Origin of the sequence: uncultured Campylobacter sp. (genome assembly GCF_944323605.1) — a bacterium.
Classification (GTDB): domain Bacteria; phylum Campylobacterota; class Campylobacteria; order Campylobacterales; family Campylobacteraceae; genus Campylobacter_D.
In genome coordinates, this window is the sequence record NZ_CALUTC010000005.1 from 58,470 (window position 1) to 73,860 (window position 15,391).

14 protein-coding genes are annotated in these 15,391 nt (G+C 32.2%); 3 read left to right on the forward strand and 11 right to left on the reverse strand.

Annotation, left to right across the window (positions count from 1 at the left end; genetic code table 11):
• Position 1 precedes the first annotated feature (1 nt).
• Together Q0J35_RS04345 and secA are read right to left on the reverse strand one after the other, a co-directional pair.
• On the reverse strand, positions 2-1,204 hold the full coding sequence (locus Q0J35_RS04345) for an ABC transporter permease (protein ID WP_297193465.1): 1,203 nt from the start codon (positions 1,202-1,204) through the stop codon (positions 2-4).
• Complete coding sequence (gene secA, locus Q0J35_RS04350; RefSeq protein ID WP_297193467.1) at positions 1,205-3,796, reverse strand: preprotein translocase subunit SecA; 2,592 nt, start codon at positions 3,794-3,796, stop codon at positions 1,205-1,207.
• 85 nt (positions 3,797-3,881) lie between these two features.
• On the opposite strand from secA, the gene lolA reads away from it, so the two are divergent.
• Together lolA and Q0J35_RS04360 are read left to right on the forward strand one after the other, a co-directional pair.
• Complete coding sequence (gene lolA, locus Q0J35_RS04355; protein ID WP_297193469.1) at positions 3,882-4,388, forward strand: LolA-like outer membrane lipoprotein chaperone; 507 nt, start codon at positions 3,882-3,884, stop codon at positions 4,386-4,388.
• The gene (locus Q0J35_RS04360) at positions 4,385-4,906 is read left to right on the forward strand and encodes a hypothetical protein (RefSeq protein ID WP_297193471.1); all 522 of its coding nucleotides are present in this window, start codon (positions 4,385-4,387) and stop codon (positions 4,904-4,906) included. The genes lolA and Q0J35_RS04360 overlap by 4 nt, the downstream gene beginning before the upstream one ends.
• Positions 4,907-5,014: 108 nt before the next feature.
• Here Q0J35_RS04360 and rimP read toward each other — a convergent pair whose 3' ends face one another.
• The 9 genes from rimP to Q0J35_RS04405 all read right to left on the reverse strand — a co-directional run bounded on the left by rimP (position 5,015) and on the right by Q0J35_RS04405 (position 13,077).
• On the reverse strand, positions 5,015-5,434 hold the full coding sequence (rimP, locus tag Q0J35_RS04365; RefSeq protein WP_297193473.1) for a ribosome maturation factor RimP: 420 nt from the start codon (positions 5,432-5,434) through the stop codon (positions 5,015-5,017).
• Entirely contained in the window at positions 5,431-5,778 is a 348-nt protein-coding gene (gene rbfA / locus Q0J35_RS04370; protein WP_297193475.1) for a 30S ribosome-binding factor RbfA, read from the reverse strand. Before rbfA ends, rimP begins: the two co-directional genes overlap by 4 nt.
• Complete coding sequence (gene infB / locus Q0J35_RS04375; RefSeq protein WP_297193477.1) at positions 5,775-8,327, reverse strand: translation initiation factor IF-2; 2,553 nt, start codon at positions 8,325-8,327, stop codon at positions 5,775-5,777. The genes rbfA and infB overlap by 4 nt, the downstream gene beginning before the upstream one ends.
• Complete coding sequence (locus Q0J35_RS04380; protein WP_297193479.1) at positions 8,320-8,565, reverse strand: DUF448 domain-containing protein; 246 nt, start codon at positions 8,563-8,565, stop codon at positions 8,320-8,322. Before Q0J35_RS04380 ends, infB begins: the two co-directional genes overlap by 8 nt.
• Positions 8,566-8,590: 25 nt before the next feature.
• Positions 8,591-9,469 carry a homoserine kinase gene (gene thrB, locus Q0J35_RS04385; protein ID WP_297193481.1) on the reverse strand — a complete coding sequence of 293 codons (879 nt, stop codon included), beginning with the start codon at positions 9,467-9,469 and terminating at the stop codon, positions 8,591-8,593.
• Positions 9,470-9,477: 8 nt separating this feature from the next.
• Positions 9,478-9,879: a tRNA threonylcarbamoyladenosine biosynthesis protein TsaB gene (locus Q0J35_RS04390; RefSeq protein ID WP_297193577.1), complete on the reverse strand. Its 402-nt coding sequence runs from the start codon at positions 9,877-9,879 to the stop codon at positions 9,478-9,480.
• Positions 9,880-9,920: 41 nt separating this feature from the next.
• Positions 9,921-10,805, reverse strand: coding sequence for a UDP-3-O-acyl-N-acetylglucosamine deacetylase (gene lpxC, locus Q0J35_RS04395; RefSeq protein WP_297193483.1), 885 nt, complete (start codon positions 10,803-10,805; stop codon positions 9,921-9,923).
• Between the two features lie 3 nt (positions 10,806-10,808).
• Positions 10,809-12,188, reverse strand: coding sequence for a M23 family metallopeptidase (locus Q0J35_RS04400; protein ID WP_297193485.1), 1,380 nt, complete (start codon positions 12,186-12,188; stop codon positions 10,809-10,811).
• A gap of 61 nt (positions 12,189-12,249) precedes the next feature.
• Entirely contained in the window at positions 12,250-13,077 is an 828-nt protein-coding gene (locus Q0J35_RS04405; protein WP_297193487.1) for a prephenate dehydrogenase, read from the reverse strand.
• A gap of 81 nt (positions 13,078-13,158) precedes the next feature.
• Here Q0J35_RS04405 and bamA point away from each other — a divergent pair, with 81 nt between their 5' ends.
• On the forward strand, positions 13,159-15,387 hold the full coding sequence (gene bamA, locus Q0J35_RS04410) for an outer membrane protein assembly factor BamA (protein ID WP_297193489.1): 2,229 nt from the start codon (positions 13,159-13,161) through the stop codon (positions 15,385-15,387).
• Positions 15,388-15,391: the final 4 nt, after the last annotated feature.

Here is a 15,391-nt window from a genome sequence, read left to right on the forward strand (position 1 = left end):
CTCATTCGTTTCTTAGTGTATCAAGGACATCTACTTGAGTAGCTTTTCTGGCTGGATAATACGAGCTTAAGGCTACTATCACTAAGGCACCAAATACAGTTAAGCAAAAATCCATTAGAGATAAATCAAGAGGCACTTTGCTAGATCCATAAACATCCGCTGGTAAGCTTATGATATCAAAAGTCCTTAAAAGCCACATAGCAAAAAATGCCAAGATAATGCCTGCTATAATCCCGCTTATTCCCACTAAAGAACCAAGAGTAAAAAAGCTTGAGCGAATCTCTTTTTTTGAAGCCCCAAGTGCTAAAAGCAAGGCTATCTCACTGCGTCTATTCATAACTATCATAAGTAAAGAGCTTACTATATTTAGACTGGCTACTAAGATGATGAGCATTAAAACTATAAATAATGCTCTTTTCTCAAGTTCAAGTGCTGAAAATAAATTCGCATTATCTTCCCACCAGCCATATACTATAAAATTATCTCCTAAAAAGCTTTGAATCTTATTTAAGTCGTTCATAGCATCGTTTGAATACACATGCACTCCATTATAAATTCCATCTCTTATCCCAAGCACTTTTCTTAAGGCATTTACATCCGCATATAAAAATGCTTTGTCGTAAAAACTAAGACCTGAAGTAAAGTTAGCCTCTATATCAAATCTTTTGCTTTGAGGAATCAAAGAAAGTCCATTTGGATTAAAATTTGAAAAAATAACCGTTAGTTTATCTTTTTCTTTCAGGGCAAATTCTTTCATCAAAGATGAGCCTACTACTATTTCAAAGTTTTTTAATTCTTTATCTTTCAAAGCTTCTTTTAATACTTTATTCATATTTTTTTCATCTTGCGAATTTATCCCAAATAAAATTCCTCCTTCAAATTTACCATCTCCTCTTGAAATAACTTGAGTGCTTATATATGGGCTAAAACTTAGATTTGTAAAGGAATTTTTTAGAGTATCTACGAGTTCATCGTCTATTCTTTCATAAAATTTTGGAACTATGGTAAGCGGATAATTCATCACAAAAAATCTCTCTTTGAAATCTTTAGAAAATCCATTCATTATAGCCATAGCGACAAGAAGCACACAAAGCCCTACACATACTCCTAAAAAAGCAAGTATCATAGAAATGCTTATAAATGGTTGATCTCTGTCAAATCTCAAATACTTAAATAACAAGAATCTAACAAGGCTTTTTTTCATTTATGCCAACAATCCTCTTTTTGGTCCGCTTTTTCCGCAGCATTCTTTGTATTTTTTACCAGAGCCGCAAGGGCAAGGTGAATTTCTAGGAACTTTTTTAGAAGTAGCTTCTACTTGTCTTGTGCTTTCTGGTTTTATGTTTTCACTAGCACTTTTTAGTAAATTTTCATTTTCTTCATTTGCTCTTTGTTCTAAATTGTCTGCATTTTTTTCATTTATACTTAAGCTAAAAAGTAGTTTTATGCTTTCAAATTTTATTCTTTCTACTAGCTCTAAAAAAAGATTATAGCTTTCTTTTTTGTATTCTACTAAGGGGTCTTTTTGATTGTATCCTCTTAGTGAAATCCCTGTTTTTAGTATATCCATTTGATACAAATGCTCACGCCAAGCATTGTCAAGCACTTGTAAGTAAAAAATTCTTTCTACTTTTTTTCTGTCTTCTTGGGTCAGCACAGCCATTTTTTTATCATAGCTTTCATTAAGAAAATTTTCTACCTTGCTTAAAATCTCATCTGTGCTTAAATTATTTACATCTTCATTAAATTCAAAGTTAAAATCAGAAAATATCCTTGCTTTTAGAGCTTGAATGTCAAGCTCTAAATCATCATTGCTAAGACTTGTATCGTTGATTAAAGAAGTGCTATATTCGTTTATATTTTGAGAAATTTTGCTTCTTATATCGTAGTTTTCATCTAAGAGTTCATTTCTGTATTTGTATATAGTTTTTCTTTGTTCGTTTGCTACATCATCATACTCAAGCAAGTGTTTTCTGCTTTCAAAATGCATACTTTCTACTTTTTTTTGTGCATTTTCAACGGCTCTTGTTACTATGCCTGATTCTATGCTTTCTCCTTCTTTTATACCGAGTCTTTGCATTATATTTTTTATTCTATCCCCACCAAAAATTCTAAGTAGATTATCCTCTAAGCTTAGATAAAATCTACTCATTCCAGGGTCTCCTTGCCTACCAGCACGACCTCTTAGCTGATTATCTATTCGTCTGCTTTCGTGTCTTTCTGTCCCTATTATGTAAAGTCCGCCTAAATTTCTTACTTCATCATCTATTTTTATATCGACCCCGCGTCCAGCCATATTTGTAGCTATGGTTACAGCACCCTTTTTTCCGGCATCAGCTATAATCAAAGCCTCTTGCTCGTGATTCTTTGCATTTAATACGTGGTGTGCTATCCTTTCCTTAACAAGCATAGAGTGAAAAAGCTCACTGCGTTCTATACTAGCAGTTCCTATTAATACAGGCTGCCCTTTTTTATTTGCTATTTTTACCTCTTCTATGACAGCTTTAAATTTTTCATTTTGGCTTTTGTAGATTAAATCGTGTTTATCTATCCTTTTTACCGGCAAATTTGTAGGTATGGATATTACATCAAGTGAATAAATTTGTGAAAATTCGGCTGCTTCTGTTTGGGCTGTCCCTGTCATACCGGCTAATTTATCATACATTCTAAAATAGTTTTGAAAGGTTATATCTGCTAAGGTCTGACTTTCTTCTTGTATCTTAACCCCTTCTTTTGCTTCTAAAGCTTGATGAAGTCCTTCGCTAAAACGTCTGCCTTCACTTAGCCTGCCTGTAAATTCATCTACTATTACAACTTGATTATCTCTTAAAACATAATGCACATCTTTTTCAAATAGATAGTGAGCCTTTAAAGCTTGATCTAGGTGGTGAGCTAACATAGCATTATCTAAACTGTAAAGATTTTCTACCCCAAAAAGCTTTTCAGCTTTAGCTATACCGGCTTCTGTGATAAGTATGCTTCTGTTTTTTTCATCTACTACAAAATCCCCACTAGCCTTTTCATTTGGCATAGTAGCGGCTTCTCCTTTTTGCATTTTAGAGGCTACTTCGTTGGCTTTTATATATCCATCTAAAGTTTTGCTAGTTGGACCGCTTATTATAAGAGGTGTTCTAGCCTCATCTATGAGTATGCTATCTACCTCATCTACTATAACAAAGCTATGTTCTCTTTGCACCTTTTCACTTGCTGAAAATTTCATATTATCTCTTAAATAATCAAAGCCAAATTCATTGTTTGTTCCATATGTTATATCGCATTCATAGGCTGCTTTTCTGCTTTCATCTGTGCTATCGTTTGAAAGCACTGTTCCTACGCTAAAGCCTAAGAATTTATAAATTTCACCCATTTGTTCGGCATCTCTTTTAGCAAGATAATCATTTACAGTTACTACATGCACCCCTTTTTTATTCATAGCATTCAAAACGACTGCCAAAGATGCAACCAGTGTCTTTCCCTCACCAGTTTTCATTTCTGCTATTTTTCCCTCGTGCAATACCATACCGCCTATTAATTGCACATCAAAATGACGCATATTTAAAACCCTTTTGCTAACTTCTCTAACTATAGCAAAAACATCATTTAAAACTGTATCAAGCAAAGTGTGCTGTTTTAATACCTTATCTTGCAAAAGTTTAAATTCTTTTTTAAGCTCTTCATCGCTTAATTTTTGGTATTTATTTTCTAAAAAATTTATCTCATTTACTCTTTTAAAATATTTTTTTATTTCTCTATCGTTTTTGGTTCCAAAAATACTTTTTATTATTTTTATCATCAAAATATCCTTTTATAATAATGAAATGCAAATTATAACCTTTATTTAATTAAACTTAGCTACAATAAATAAATTTTTGGGAGAATAAATGAAGAATTTTTTTTTACTAGCTATTTTAGCTCTTAATCTTTTTGCTTTTGATACGAATTTTAAAACTTTTAAAAGCGATTTTACCCAGACCGTTAAGTCTATAAATTCTAGCATAAACTATGAAGGATATTTTGTTTTAACTCCTTCTAAAGCATTTTGGTCCTATGAAAGACCTACTAACAAGCAAATTTATATAAACAATAAAGATGTAACCATAATCGAAAATGACCTTGAGCAAGTTATTTATACCAGCCTTGATAAAATTCCAAATTTAAGTATCATATTTAAGAATGCTAAGAAAAAATCAGACACAGAGTATGAAACTCAATATGATGGAATTTTGTATAAAATCATACTTCAAAACGATGAGATAAAACAAGTCTCATATAAAGATGATTTTGATAATACTGTTATTATAGAATTAAAAAATCAGCAAAGAAACATAAGTTTAAATAACGATATTTTCAAAGCGAGAATTCCAAGCAATTATGATGTATTAAAATGATAAAAAAGATTTTCTTTTTAATAGCAGCTTTTCAGCCATTGTTTTGTAATGATTTTAATTTGCTTACTTATTTTCACGATCAGTTTAAAAAAACATATCATTATGGTTCTAACTCCATTGTAATACCGCTTAATACGTGGCATAATAGACTTGCTTATGATGAAACACACATAAATAGATATAATGAAAGTCCATTGGGGCTTGGTTATGCAAGGCTCGTGCAAGAAGAAAAAGAGCAATACGGGCTTTACGCCATTGTTTTTGAGGATTCAAACTACCATACACAAACTATGTTTGGTTATTTGCATAATTATTTTTTAAATGATAATAGCATAAAGGTTTCAATAGGCTATACTATCGGCTTTACTCAAAGACAAGAATACTACTATGTGCCTATACCACTTCCTTTGCCAATGTTTGGTTTAAATATAGACAGGCTTTCAATACAAACAGTTTATGTTCCGGGATTTAAAAATTTTGGTAATGTAGCCTTTACTTATCTTTCTTTTAGATTTTAATTCTTGTATCTTAAAAAAAGAATATATTAGTTTAAAAATTTATTTTTAAGAGTATTTTTGTGCTAGGTTTATAAATTGCTTTAAAATTTGTAGTTTATTTTGCCTAGTTTAATCCCAAATGACAAAGGTTTTTGCCTTTTTTATATCATTGAAATTTAGCTCTATCTTTCCCTCACTGTTTTGCAATGTTAAAAGTCCGTCTTTTACACTTACAAGCTTTCCTTGAAATTTTTCTTTTGAAATAGTGCTTATACTCACAAGCTCACCTATACTTTTTTCAAAATGTTTTAGCTTAGAAAGCTTTCTTTCAAGCCCAGTTGATGAGACTTCTAAGCTGTATTCTGTGCTTACGGGCGATTCTATATCTAAAATAGGAGATAAAATTTCACTAAGTTTAGCACAGTCATCTAAAGAGACCCCGCCTTGTTTGCTGACATACACTCTATAAATCTTTCTGCCATTTTCGCTTACTAGCTCATCGTCATAAAAATCAAGTCCAACTTCAGCACATAAAGCTTCTAAATTCATTTTTTTGCCTTTATTTTCTCGAAAAGCTCATCTATACGGTTTTGCTGCTCTAAACTATCATCAAATTTGAAGTGTAAATTAGGTGCTTTATACCAGCCTTGCTCCGCCATACAGTAGTTTTGCAAGGCTCGGGCTGCTTTTTTTAATTTATTTAAAATCTTTTCTTGTTCTGCCAAGTTAAAATGCATTTTATCTAGAAATACAAAAGCATCGTATCTGCCTTTTCTGCATTCTACATCTATCACGCATAAATTTTTTAAGTCCTCATCATCTAACGAGGCTAAAGCTTCTGGTATAAGCTCTTTTAATACAGACTGTGTTCTAAGCACCTTTACATCATTCATATACTAGCCATTTGTGAAATTTCTTTGTAGCTTTCTATATAATCACCGACTTTCATATCCGTGCAGCCCTCTATGCCAACACCGCATTCATAGCCTTTTGCTACCTCTTTTACATCATCTTTAAATCTTTTTAAAGAGCTTACATTTCCTTCAAAAATTACAACACCGTCTCTTATAAGCCTTATTTTAGCTCCTCTGTTTATCACCCCATCGCTAACCATACAACCGGCTATTAGTCCTATTTTTGGCACAGAAATAACTTGTCTTATCTCGGCTTGACCTAACTGTTCTTCTGTTATAATAGGACTCATAAGACCGCTTAAAAGTGCTTTTACATCATCGATTAGATTATAGATTACATTATATGTTTTTATTTCAACACCTTTATCTTTAGCTTTTTCCTTTATTTCGCCAGTTGGACGGACATTAAAGCCTAAGACAACTGAATTTTCACTAGCACTTGCAAGCTCTATATCGCTTTGAGTAATGCCTCCAACGCCGCTGTGTATTATATTTACCTTGATTTCATCGTTTTTAAGCTTTTCAAGACTTGCTTTTATAGCTTCAAGCGAACCTTGCACATCGGCTTTTAGTATCACAGGTAGTGATTTTAAATTTCCTTCTTTTATTTTTGTGCTTAATTCATCTAAGCTTACTTTTGTAGATTTACTAAGCTCTTTTTGACGGTTGTATTCATATCTTTTTGCAGCATATTCTCTTGCTTCTTTGTCGCTTTGAACTGCTATTAAAGTTTCTCCTGCACTTGCTATCTCACTAAGCCCTATTATAACGCCGCATTCCCCTGGTTTTATTTCTTTTAAAGCCTTGCCTGTATCATCACACAAGGCACGAATTTTTCCATAAGATACTCCAGCTACTACTGTGCTACCTACTTTTAATGTCCCATTTTGCACTATTACAGTTGCTACCGCTCCTCTACCTTTTTGAACCGAACTTTCGACTATGCTAGCCTTTGCTCTTGCTTTAGAATTTGCTTTTAATTCTAAAATATCGGCTTGTAAAAGAACAAGCTCTAAAAGATCATCAACACCGGTGCCTTGTTTTGCAGAAACATTTACAAATTCATAAGACCCGCCCCATTCTGTCGGCACTATATCAAGTTCTGCTAATTGAGTCTTTACCATATCTACATTTGCACCTTCTTTGTCTATCTTGTTTATTGCTATTATGATAGGCACAGACGCTGCTTTTGCGTGATTTATGGCTTCTTTAGTTTGTGGTTTTACTCCATCATCTGCTGCTACTACTATTATAACTATGTCCGTTATACTAGCTCCTCTAGCTCTCATAGCTGTGAAAGCTTCGTGTCCCGGAGTATCTATAAAGGTAATTTTTCTTTTGTTTTTTTCCACCATATAAGCACCAACGTGTTGAGTTATGCCTCCTGCTTCAGCACTTACAATGCGAGATTTTCTTATATAGTCAAGCAATGAAGTTTTTCCGTGATCAACATGCCCCATTATAGTTATAACAGGTGCTCTTGGGCTTAAATCACCATCATTTAAAAGCTCTTTATCATAATCTTTAACATAGTCAAATTCGTCCGATTCGTCTATTATATTAACTTCCACCCCAAATTCAGAAGCTAAAATTTCTATAGCATCCTCATCTAAAAAATCATTTTTAGTAGTCATCATACCTAGCATAAAAAGCTTAGAGATTATTTCGCTTGTATTTTTTCCTAGCTTGTCAGCAAATTCATAAACGCGAATTTCTTTTGGAATTTCCACGCTTTTTACTTCTAAATTTTCTTTTTTTTCTACTTTTTTAGGAGCTTTTTTCCTAGCTCTTCTTTGTATGGAATTTTCAGTAAATTTAGTAAATGATTGTCTTAAAAGGCTTGGTTGTTTTTTATTTTGAATGCTTTGCGTGTTTTGCTCTATCTTTGTGCTAAATTCTGGTAAGACTACTATATCTTCATCATCTAAGGATATATCAGCAAAATCTTTATTGCCGAGTATATCAACTTTTTGTGCGTTTTCTTTTTTGCTTTGTGCAACTTGCTTTTTATCTTTTTTCTTTACCTTTTTGCTTAGATTTTCATCTTGAGCGTTTGAAAACATATCTTTAAGATCTATGCTTTTTACTGTCTTTTGCTCTTGTTTTGTTTCGTTTTGAATATTAGTGTTTGAATTATTTTTCTTTTTAACTATAACAAGACCTCTTCTAATGCTTGTTTGAGGTTGTGTTTCTTCTATCTCATCTTTATTTTCTTCTTTTTTGTTTGTTGTTTCTTCTTTAGGTTCTTTTTTATTTTCTTTTTTAGCGGTGATTTTTTCTTCATTTTTTACTTGTTTTTCATTTTTGGCAACAACTTCTTTTTTGCTTTTGCTCTTGCTTTCTTTTTTGGCAAAAGCTTCTGGTATTTTGTTTGTTTGTAAATATTCATATATAGCAGCAGCTACCTCTTCATCTACTGAAGATGAGGCTGTTTTTACATCTATGCCAAGTTCGCGTGCTTTTGCTAAAACATCTTTGCTTTCAAAGCCACTATCTTTGGCAATTTCATGAATTCTAACCTTAGCCATTTAAAAACATCTCCTTTAATTCTTGTTCGCTATTTTTCACTCCGTATCTTGCAAGTGTCTTTTTTTTAGTCTTAAAATCATTTGTTTTAAGACAGTTTTCGCACATATAAAGACTTCGTCCTTTTTTTGAATTTAAAATTGCAGCACCATTTTCTAACCAAAATCTAAACAATTTTTTTTGCTCAAATCTCTGTTTGCAAACTATGCACATTCTAATTGCGGTGTGATTTCTTTTCAAAATTATATCTTTTTTTCCTTGATTTTTACAAAAATTCAAAACCTTTGTCATCAAATTCTAGTATTTTAACTACAAAATTTTTAAATTTATCTTTAAGTTTTTGACTTAAAAGCTCTGCATCATCTTTGTATGTTATGTTAAGAAAACTAGAGCCTGAACCAGATAGGGTGCTTAAAAGAGCATTGTTTTTTAGTGCTAATTCTTGCACTTCAAAAAGCACATCGTAATTTTTCATACGCTTATCTTGATGCAATCTATCTTTGCTAGCCTCTCTTAAAAGCTCATATTTTTTTTCCAAAAAACAAGCGGTTAAAAAAGAAGAATGCGATAAATTAAAAACCGCATCATCAAAACTGATTTTTTTAGGTAAAACCGATCTGCTTTGTTCTGTTTTCATAATTTTATTTGGTATCACTAGCACAGCTTTTAAGTCTTTGTCTATTTCTTTTTTTATGCTTAAAACCTTCCCTTTTTCTACCAAGGAGCAGACAAAGCCGCCAAGACTTGCAGGAGCTATATTATCCGGATGGCTTTCGTATTTTAGTGCCTCATTTAAAATTGTTGTTTTATCTACGTTTTTATCAGCCATAAAATAAGCACTTGCTATGGCTGATACTATCACTGCTGATGAGCTACCAAGACCCCTTGAAATAGGAATTTGATTTTCAAATTTAAAGCTAAAATTTTCTTGTTTGCCAAGTAGTTTGCTATAGTTTTCGTTGAATATTCTAACAAAGCTATTGTTTTTTCTTAAAAAGATATTTTTCTCGCCTTCTCCACTTATGCTTATGCTAGAAATCTTGCTTCTTTTTATGCTTATTTTATTAAAAAATTTAAGGCTAAGACCTAAACAGTCAAAACCCGGTCCTAAATTTGCACTCGTTGCCGGAACTATTATTTGCATTTTATATCCTAAATTACATCTAAAAAATAAAAAGGTAGATTGTCTTTTTCTACCTTCAAACTACTTAAATTTTTTGGTAAAAAAAATTCCTTGCTATCTGTTTTTTTAAGGCTTATCTTTGAATTTTCATACACAAAACAAAGCCCTTTATTTGCACTTATCGCACCGTATCCATTTAGCTCAAAGGCACTTATGGCAAAAAGCGGTATATTAAGAACTATACTTAAGGTTTTTAGACTTAAAAAACTAAGCTTTATACCCATATAAGAGCCGGGACCATTGGCATAAAAAAGAGCTTTTAAGCTATAATTTTTAAGAATTTCATTTAAAAAAATAGGCAAAATTTCACTTGATTTTTGTTCGCTTTTATATTCTTTTATCAGCATATCATCTTCATAAAGCCCTATCATAATGGGCTTTGATATAGCATTTAAAAGCAATTTAACTTCTTTTATGCAAAAACCTTTTCGTAAGTTTTTTCATATTCTTTTTCAACGCTTACTATTTCATAAGCACTTGGATCTTTTAAAACCTCTTTTGTTAATAAATGGTTTAGATGATGGCTTCCTGCATAAGATGTGTAATCCCCAAATACTCTGTATCCAAGAAGGGTTAAATCTCCAATAGCATCTAAAATTTTATGTCTAACAAATTCATCTTTAAATCTTAGCCCTTCAGGGTTTAGTATCTTATTATCATCTAGTATGATAGCATTTTCTAAACTACCGCCAAGCCCTAAATTCATAGCTCTTAGCATATTTACATCTTTTAAAAAACCAAAGGTTCTAGCACGAGCTATTTCTTCTATATAATTTTTTTTGCTAAATTCAAAATTATAACTTTGCTCACCTATTATGGCATTGTCAAATTTGATAGTATAGTTAATACGAGGCATTTTGGTAGGTGTAAGCCTTACAAATTTATCTTTATCTCTAACTTCTACAGGCTTTTTTATAAGCATTATTTTTTTTGGTGCGTCAAGCTCTTTTAAACCAGCTTCATCAAGCATCATACAAAAGCTTATACTGCTTCCGTCCATTATAGGTGCTTCATTTGCGTTTAAAACTATGCGTATATTATCTATGCCATAAGCATTTATGGCACTCATCAAATGCTCTATAGTTGATACAAAACCTCTCTTATCTCCTATAACCGTTGCCATTTGTGTATTGATCACATTTGAAACATCGGCTTTGTAAGTAGCGTTTAAATCGCTTCTAAAAAACACTATACCGGAATTTGCCTCCATTGGCTCAAGGGTTATTTCTATTGGTTCTCCTTTGTGTAACCCTATCCCAACTCCTTTAACAGGTTTTGCTATGCTAACTTGTTTCATACTTTACCTACCTAAAATATACTTTGAACCGTTGTCTAAAACTTGATGTATATGAGTTTGCAACCATTTTCTATCTTGCCACTGTTCTGGTCTTGTTTCTATTCCTTGCACTAAGATACCAAAGTGTAAGTGATCTCCCAAAGCAAGACCGCTAATCCCTGTAGTCGCTATTTCATCGCCTTTTTTAACCTCATCGTGAAGTTGAACATAAGAGTTAGTGCAGTGTCCATAAAGGCTATAAAGACCAAAACCGTGATAAATTAGAATATTTAAGCCATAAATTCCATTTTCTCCAGCAAATACAACAGAGCCTTCATTGCTACTTATTATAGGAGCTTGTGCTACGCTTGCTAAATCAAGCCCTAAATGGTGCGAGTTTGAGACAGCTTCATTTTCATACGAGTAAAATCTATGATCTGCGAAATCAGCGACTTTAGCAGAATTTTTTAGAGGCAAAAATGGACTTAGTTTGAAATTTTTAAGTTCATTTTCCGGTATTTTAGAGCTTAGTTCGTGTATTAATTTTTCATTAGAATTTCTTAATGTTTCATTTATAAATTTAAAGCTTTCAAGTCTATTAAAATCGCTACCTTCAGGAGAATACTGCTGGGTTAAGCTTTTTATTTTTCCGTCTAAAAAACTGTCTTTTAAGGCTATGTTTGAAATTCTATACTGTCTATCTTGCACGATAAATTTTATTCTTTCTTTTGTTATATTTTTTGCCTTGTCTTTTGCTACAACATTTGCCGAGAAATCTTTTTTTCTAGGATCCCAAGCTATTAAAGCAGCATAGAAACTGTCTTTTAGGTATTTTTTAGCTATAAATTTTCTACCTTCATTGTCTTCTATATAAACTTCAGCTAAATTGTCATCTCTAGCTCTAAAAACTACTGCTGCAGCACCACCTTTTTCTATATATGGCGAATGTGATATTACATTTACCAGAGGTTTTTTGCTGTCTAATACTATCACTATATCTTTTGTTGCTATATTTCCTCTTAAGAAATTCCAATAAGAGCTATCTTTAGCCTCTACTCTTAAAACATAGTATTTTCCGCTATTTTTTGGCAAAATTTCGCTTAGTTTTAATCTTATATTTAGCTCTTTTTCTTTATTTATGCTTTGTTTGCTTATGGTAACTCCGCTATCATTTGAGTCTAGCTTTAATGTTATTGATATATTGCTGATTCCTGAACTTTCATCTGTAATTTTTATATTTAAATCTTCATTTGGATTTGTAAAAACTGTATTAGAAGCGTGTATGATAGGCTCTTCTTTTTCAAAGACTTCAAATTTACTAAAGGAATAAAATAAAATCACTACGACAAAGATAAAAATAAAATAATATAAATATCTTCTTTTTTTTCGTCTAGTCTTAAACATAAAATTTTTATTCCTTTCATTTACTAAAATTCTAACTATTTTTAGTAAATGCTATAATAATTTATAATATATTTCTTAAACAGTTTGCTTTTTTCATCCATTCATCAAGCTCTTTTGTTTTAGAATTTTTTATCATTTGTTTGCAATACTCTAGCTCTTTTTGAAAAAATTCTATGCTAGATATTATATTTTCCTTGTTTTGCTCGAATATACTAACCCACATAGCTGGATTTGATTTTGCAAGACGAGACATTCCTTTAAAGGATGGACCTCCAAGATATGCTATATTTCTTCTATCTTCTTTATTCATTACATAATTTGCTAGAGAAAAACTTATGGCGTGCGGTAAATGAGATATTATGGCACTGTGTTCATCGTGAGATATGCTATCCATAAATATTATACGCATTCTTAAATTTGAAAACAGTTCAACAGCTCTTTTTTGGTGCAAATCATCAGCTACTTCACTATCGCAAAGGACACAAACGGCGTCTGTGTAGAGGTCTTTAAGGGCTGCACTTGGACCGCTATTTTCTGTTCCTGCCATAGGATGTGCAAAAATAGTCTGTTTAATCAAGCTCTTTGGTAGGCTTTCTACTATCTTTCTTTTTGTGCTGCCAAGCTCTATAACTGTGGTATTTGAAGGAAGGTTTGTTAAATTTTGCAAGATTGTAATTATAGCATCGACTGGAACTGCTATGAAGATTATATCACAGCTTCCAAGATCATTAAAGTCTATGAGTTCGTGTATGAGTCCTAAGCTTAGAGCTTCTTTTTCGTGTTCTTTATTTGAATCAAGACCATATACAGTGCTTATAAGTTTATTTTCTTTTAAGCAAAGTCCAAGAGAGCCACCTATTAGCCCAAGACCTATTATAGCTACTTTCATAAGCTTTTACCTCCAAATAACCTTAAGTTAAAAAATCTTAGTTATTATACAAGTTTTTGTTATAAAAAAAATTGGAAAATAATGAAAAAAAATATATTTGCATTAGTATTTACATTAACCTTATCTTATTCTTTGCAAATAAGCTCTATAAGTTTTGAGGGGCTTACTCATATATCACAGGAAAGTGCTATAGCACTTAGTGGTCTTAAAATAGGAGATGAAATTAGTGAAGAAAAGATAAATGATGCTATATTAAATTTATATAAACAAAATTATTTTAGCGATATAGAAGTTGAGCAAGAAGGAAGTAGTCTTATATTCCGTGTAAAGCAAAGACAAGTTATTGCTAGGATTGATATAACAGGCGTTTCATCTAATGATAGAAAGCAAATAGATACTATTTTAGGTATAAAAAAGGGAACGCTTTATGATGAATATAGCTTAAAAGAAGCTTCACAAAGGATAAAGCTATACTACGAATCAAAGGGTTATTTTGATACTGTAGTAGAATTTAACAAAGAAAATTTAGGCGATTCTGATGCCTTGCAAGTAAATTTTTTGGTAAATCGTGGTGAAAATATAATCATAGAAAATGTGATTTTATCCGGAGCAAAAGAACTTTCTTACTCTGATGTAGAGCCTTCTTTAGTCAATAAAAAACGCGAATTTATGGGCTGGATGTGGGGAAGAAATGACGGAAAGCTTAATATCTTTGAGTTGCCAAATGATAGCTCTAGAGTCGCTGATGAATATATGAAAGAAGGATTTTTAGATGTTGAAGTCTCTCCAGCCGCACTTAGGGTAGATTCTAGAAAATACATAGCTGATTTGTCATTTTTCATAAAAGAAGGGCGGGTTTATAAAATTTCAAGTATAAAGATAGAAAATCCAGTATTTAGCGAGGAAGAGAACGATAAAAAAATACAGTCTTTGCAAAGTGAAGTTGGAGATGTTGCAGACATAGAAAAAATAAGAGCAGATATAAATTATATACAAACTGATACTGCAAATTTAGGTTATGCATTTGCACAGGTTTATCCTGATATACAAAAAGATGAGATAAATGCTGAAGCTAGCATAGTTTTTAGAGTTATACCAAATGATAAGGTTTATATTAGAGATGTTATTATTAAGGGAAATACAAGAACTGTGGATAGAGTTATCAGAAGAGAGCTTTATGTAACAGAAGGTAACTTATATCACAAGGATGATTTGTCAGAATCTATAAACGCACTTAAAAGAACATCTTATTTTGATGATGTTAAATTTGAGGAAAAAAGGATAAATTCATCTCAAATAGACCTTATTGTAGAGGTTAAAGAGGCTGCGACTGGAGCGATTAGCGGTGGTGTTGGTTTTAGCTCAGCTGACGGACTTTTATTAAACGCTTCTTATAGCGATAATAACCTTCTTGGTTCTGGTATGAGAAGTATAGTAAGCGTTGATAAGTCTTATACATACTTGATGGGTAGAATAGGGCTTACAAACCCGCGTCTAGCAGATAGTGATTATAGTTTAGGAGGCAGTTTATATGCCAATCAATATACTTGGGATAACTATAGCGATAGAATTTATGGTGGGGAAATAAATATAGGCAGAAGATTTGCCAGATATTTTTCTGCAGGATTTTCTTATAATTTAGAGCAAAATGATATATACTCGCTTAGTCAAGAGCTTATTTTAACAGGATATGAGCTAGGAAAAACTATAAAAAGCTCTGTAACGCCTTATATATCTTTTAATAATACAGATGATTACTATTTGCCACGCAAGGGTATAATAGCCTCTACCAGTCTTGAAGTGGCTGGTGTTGGAGGGGATCAGAGATTTTTAACATCATCTACATCTTTTAACTTTTATCAAGGACTTAAGGATTTTATAGGAATAGATTTGATTTACAGGTATAAAGCAAATTTCTATAAAACTTGGGATATGGGAAATTTACCTATAAATCAAAGATTTTTCTTGGGCGGGATAGGTTCTGTTAGAGGTTTTGAAAATAGAACCTTAAGCCCTAAAAATATATACGGTTATGAAGAGGGCGGAACTATAGCTTTTACAAATTCAGCAGAGCTTTCTTTTCCTTTGATAGATAGGATTAAGTTAAGAGGAGCTTTGTTTTTTGACTACGGTGCAATAGGTAGAGAAGTTTTGGATGTGCATAAAAGCAAACACAGGTATAGCACGGGTCTTTCTATAGAGTGGATAACTCCTTTTGGTCCTTTACAGCTAGTCTTTGCAAAACCTTTAAATCCAAAACCAGGAGATGAAATTAGCACTTTTGAATTTACAATAGGAACAAGATTTTAAGCTA

Coding starts and splice junctions, on each gene's coding strand:
- Q0J35_RS04345 (WP_297193465.1), bottom strand. CDS start 1,204: ATGAAAAAAAGCCTTGTTAGATTCTTGTTATTTAAGTATTTGAGATTT.
- lolA (WP_297193469.1), top strand. CDS start 3,882: ATGAAGAATTTTTTTTTACTAGCTATTTTAGCTCTTAATCTTTTTGCT.
- Q0J35_RS04360 (WP_297193471.1), top strand. CDS start 4,385: ATGATAAAAAAGATTTTCTTTTTAATAGCAGCTTTTCAGCCATTGTTT.
- rimP (WP_297193473.1), bottom strand. CDS start 5,434: ATGAATTTAGAAGCTTTATGTGCTGAAGTTGGACTTGATTTTTATGAC.
- rbfA (WP_297193475.1), bottom strand. CDS start 5,778: ATGAATGATGTAAAGGTGCTTAGAACACAGTCTGTATTAAAAGAGCTT.
- infB (WP_297193477.1), bottom strand. CDS start 8,327: ATGGCTAAGGTTAGAATTCATGAAATTGCCAAAGATAGTGGCTTTGAA.
- thrB (WP_297193481.1), bottom strand. CDS start 9,469: ATGCAAATAATAGTTCCGGCAACGAGTGCAAATTTAGGACCGGGTTTT.
- Q0J35_RS04390 (WP_297193577.1), bottom strand. CDS start 9,879: ATGATAGGGCTTTATGAAGATGATATGCTGATAAAAGAATATAAAAGC.
- lpxC (WP_297193483.1), bottom strand. CDS start 10,805: ATGAAACAAGTTAGCATAGCAAAACCTGTTAAAGGAGTTGGGATAGGG.
- Q0J35_RS04400 (WP_297193485.1), bottom strand. CDS start 12,188: ATGTTTAAGACTAGACGAAAAAAAAGAAGATATTTATATTATTTTATT.
- Q0J35_RS04405 (WP_297193487.1), bottom strand. CDS start 13,077: ATGAAAGTAGCTATAATAGGTCTTGGGCTAATAGGTGGCTCTCTTGGA.
- bamA (WP_297193489.1), top strand. CDS start 13,159: ATGAAAAAAAATATATTTGCATTAGTATTTACATTAACCTTATCTTAT.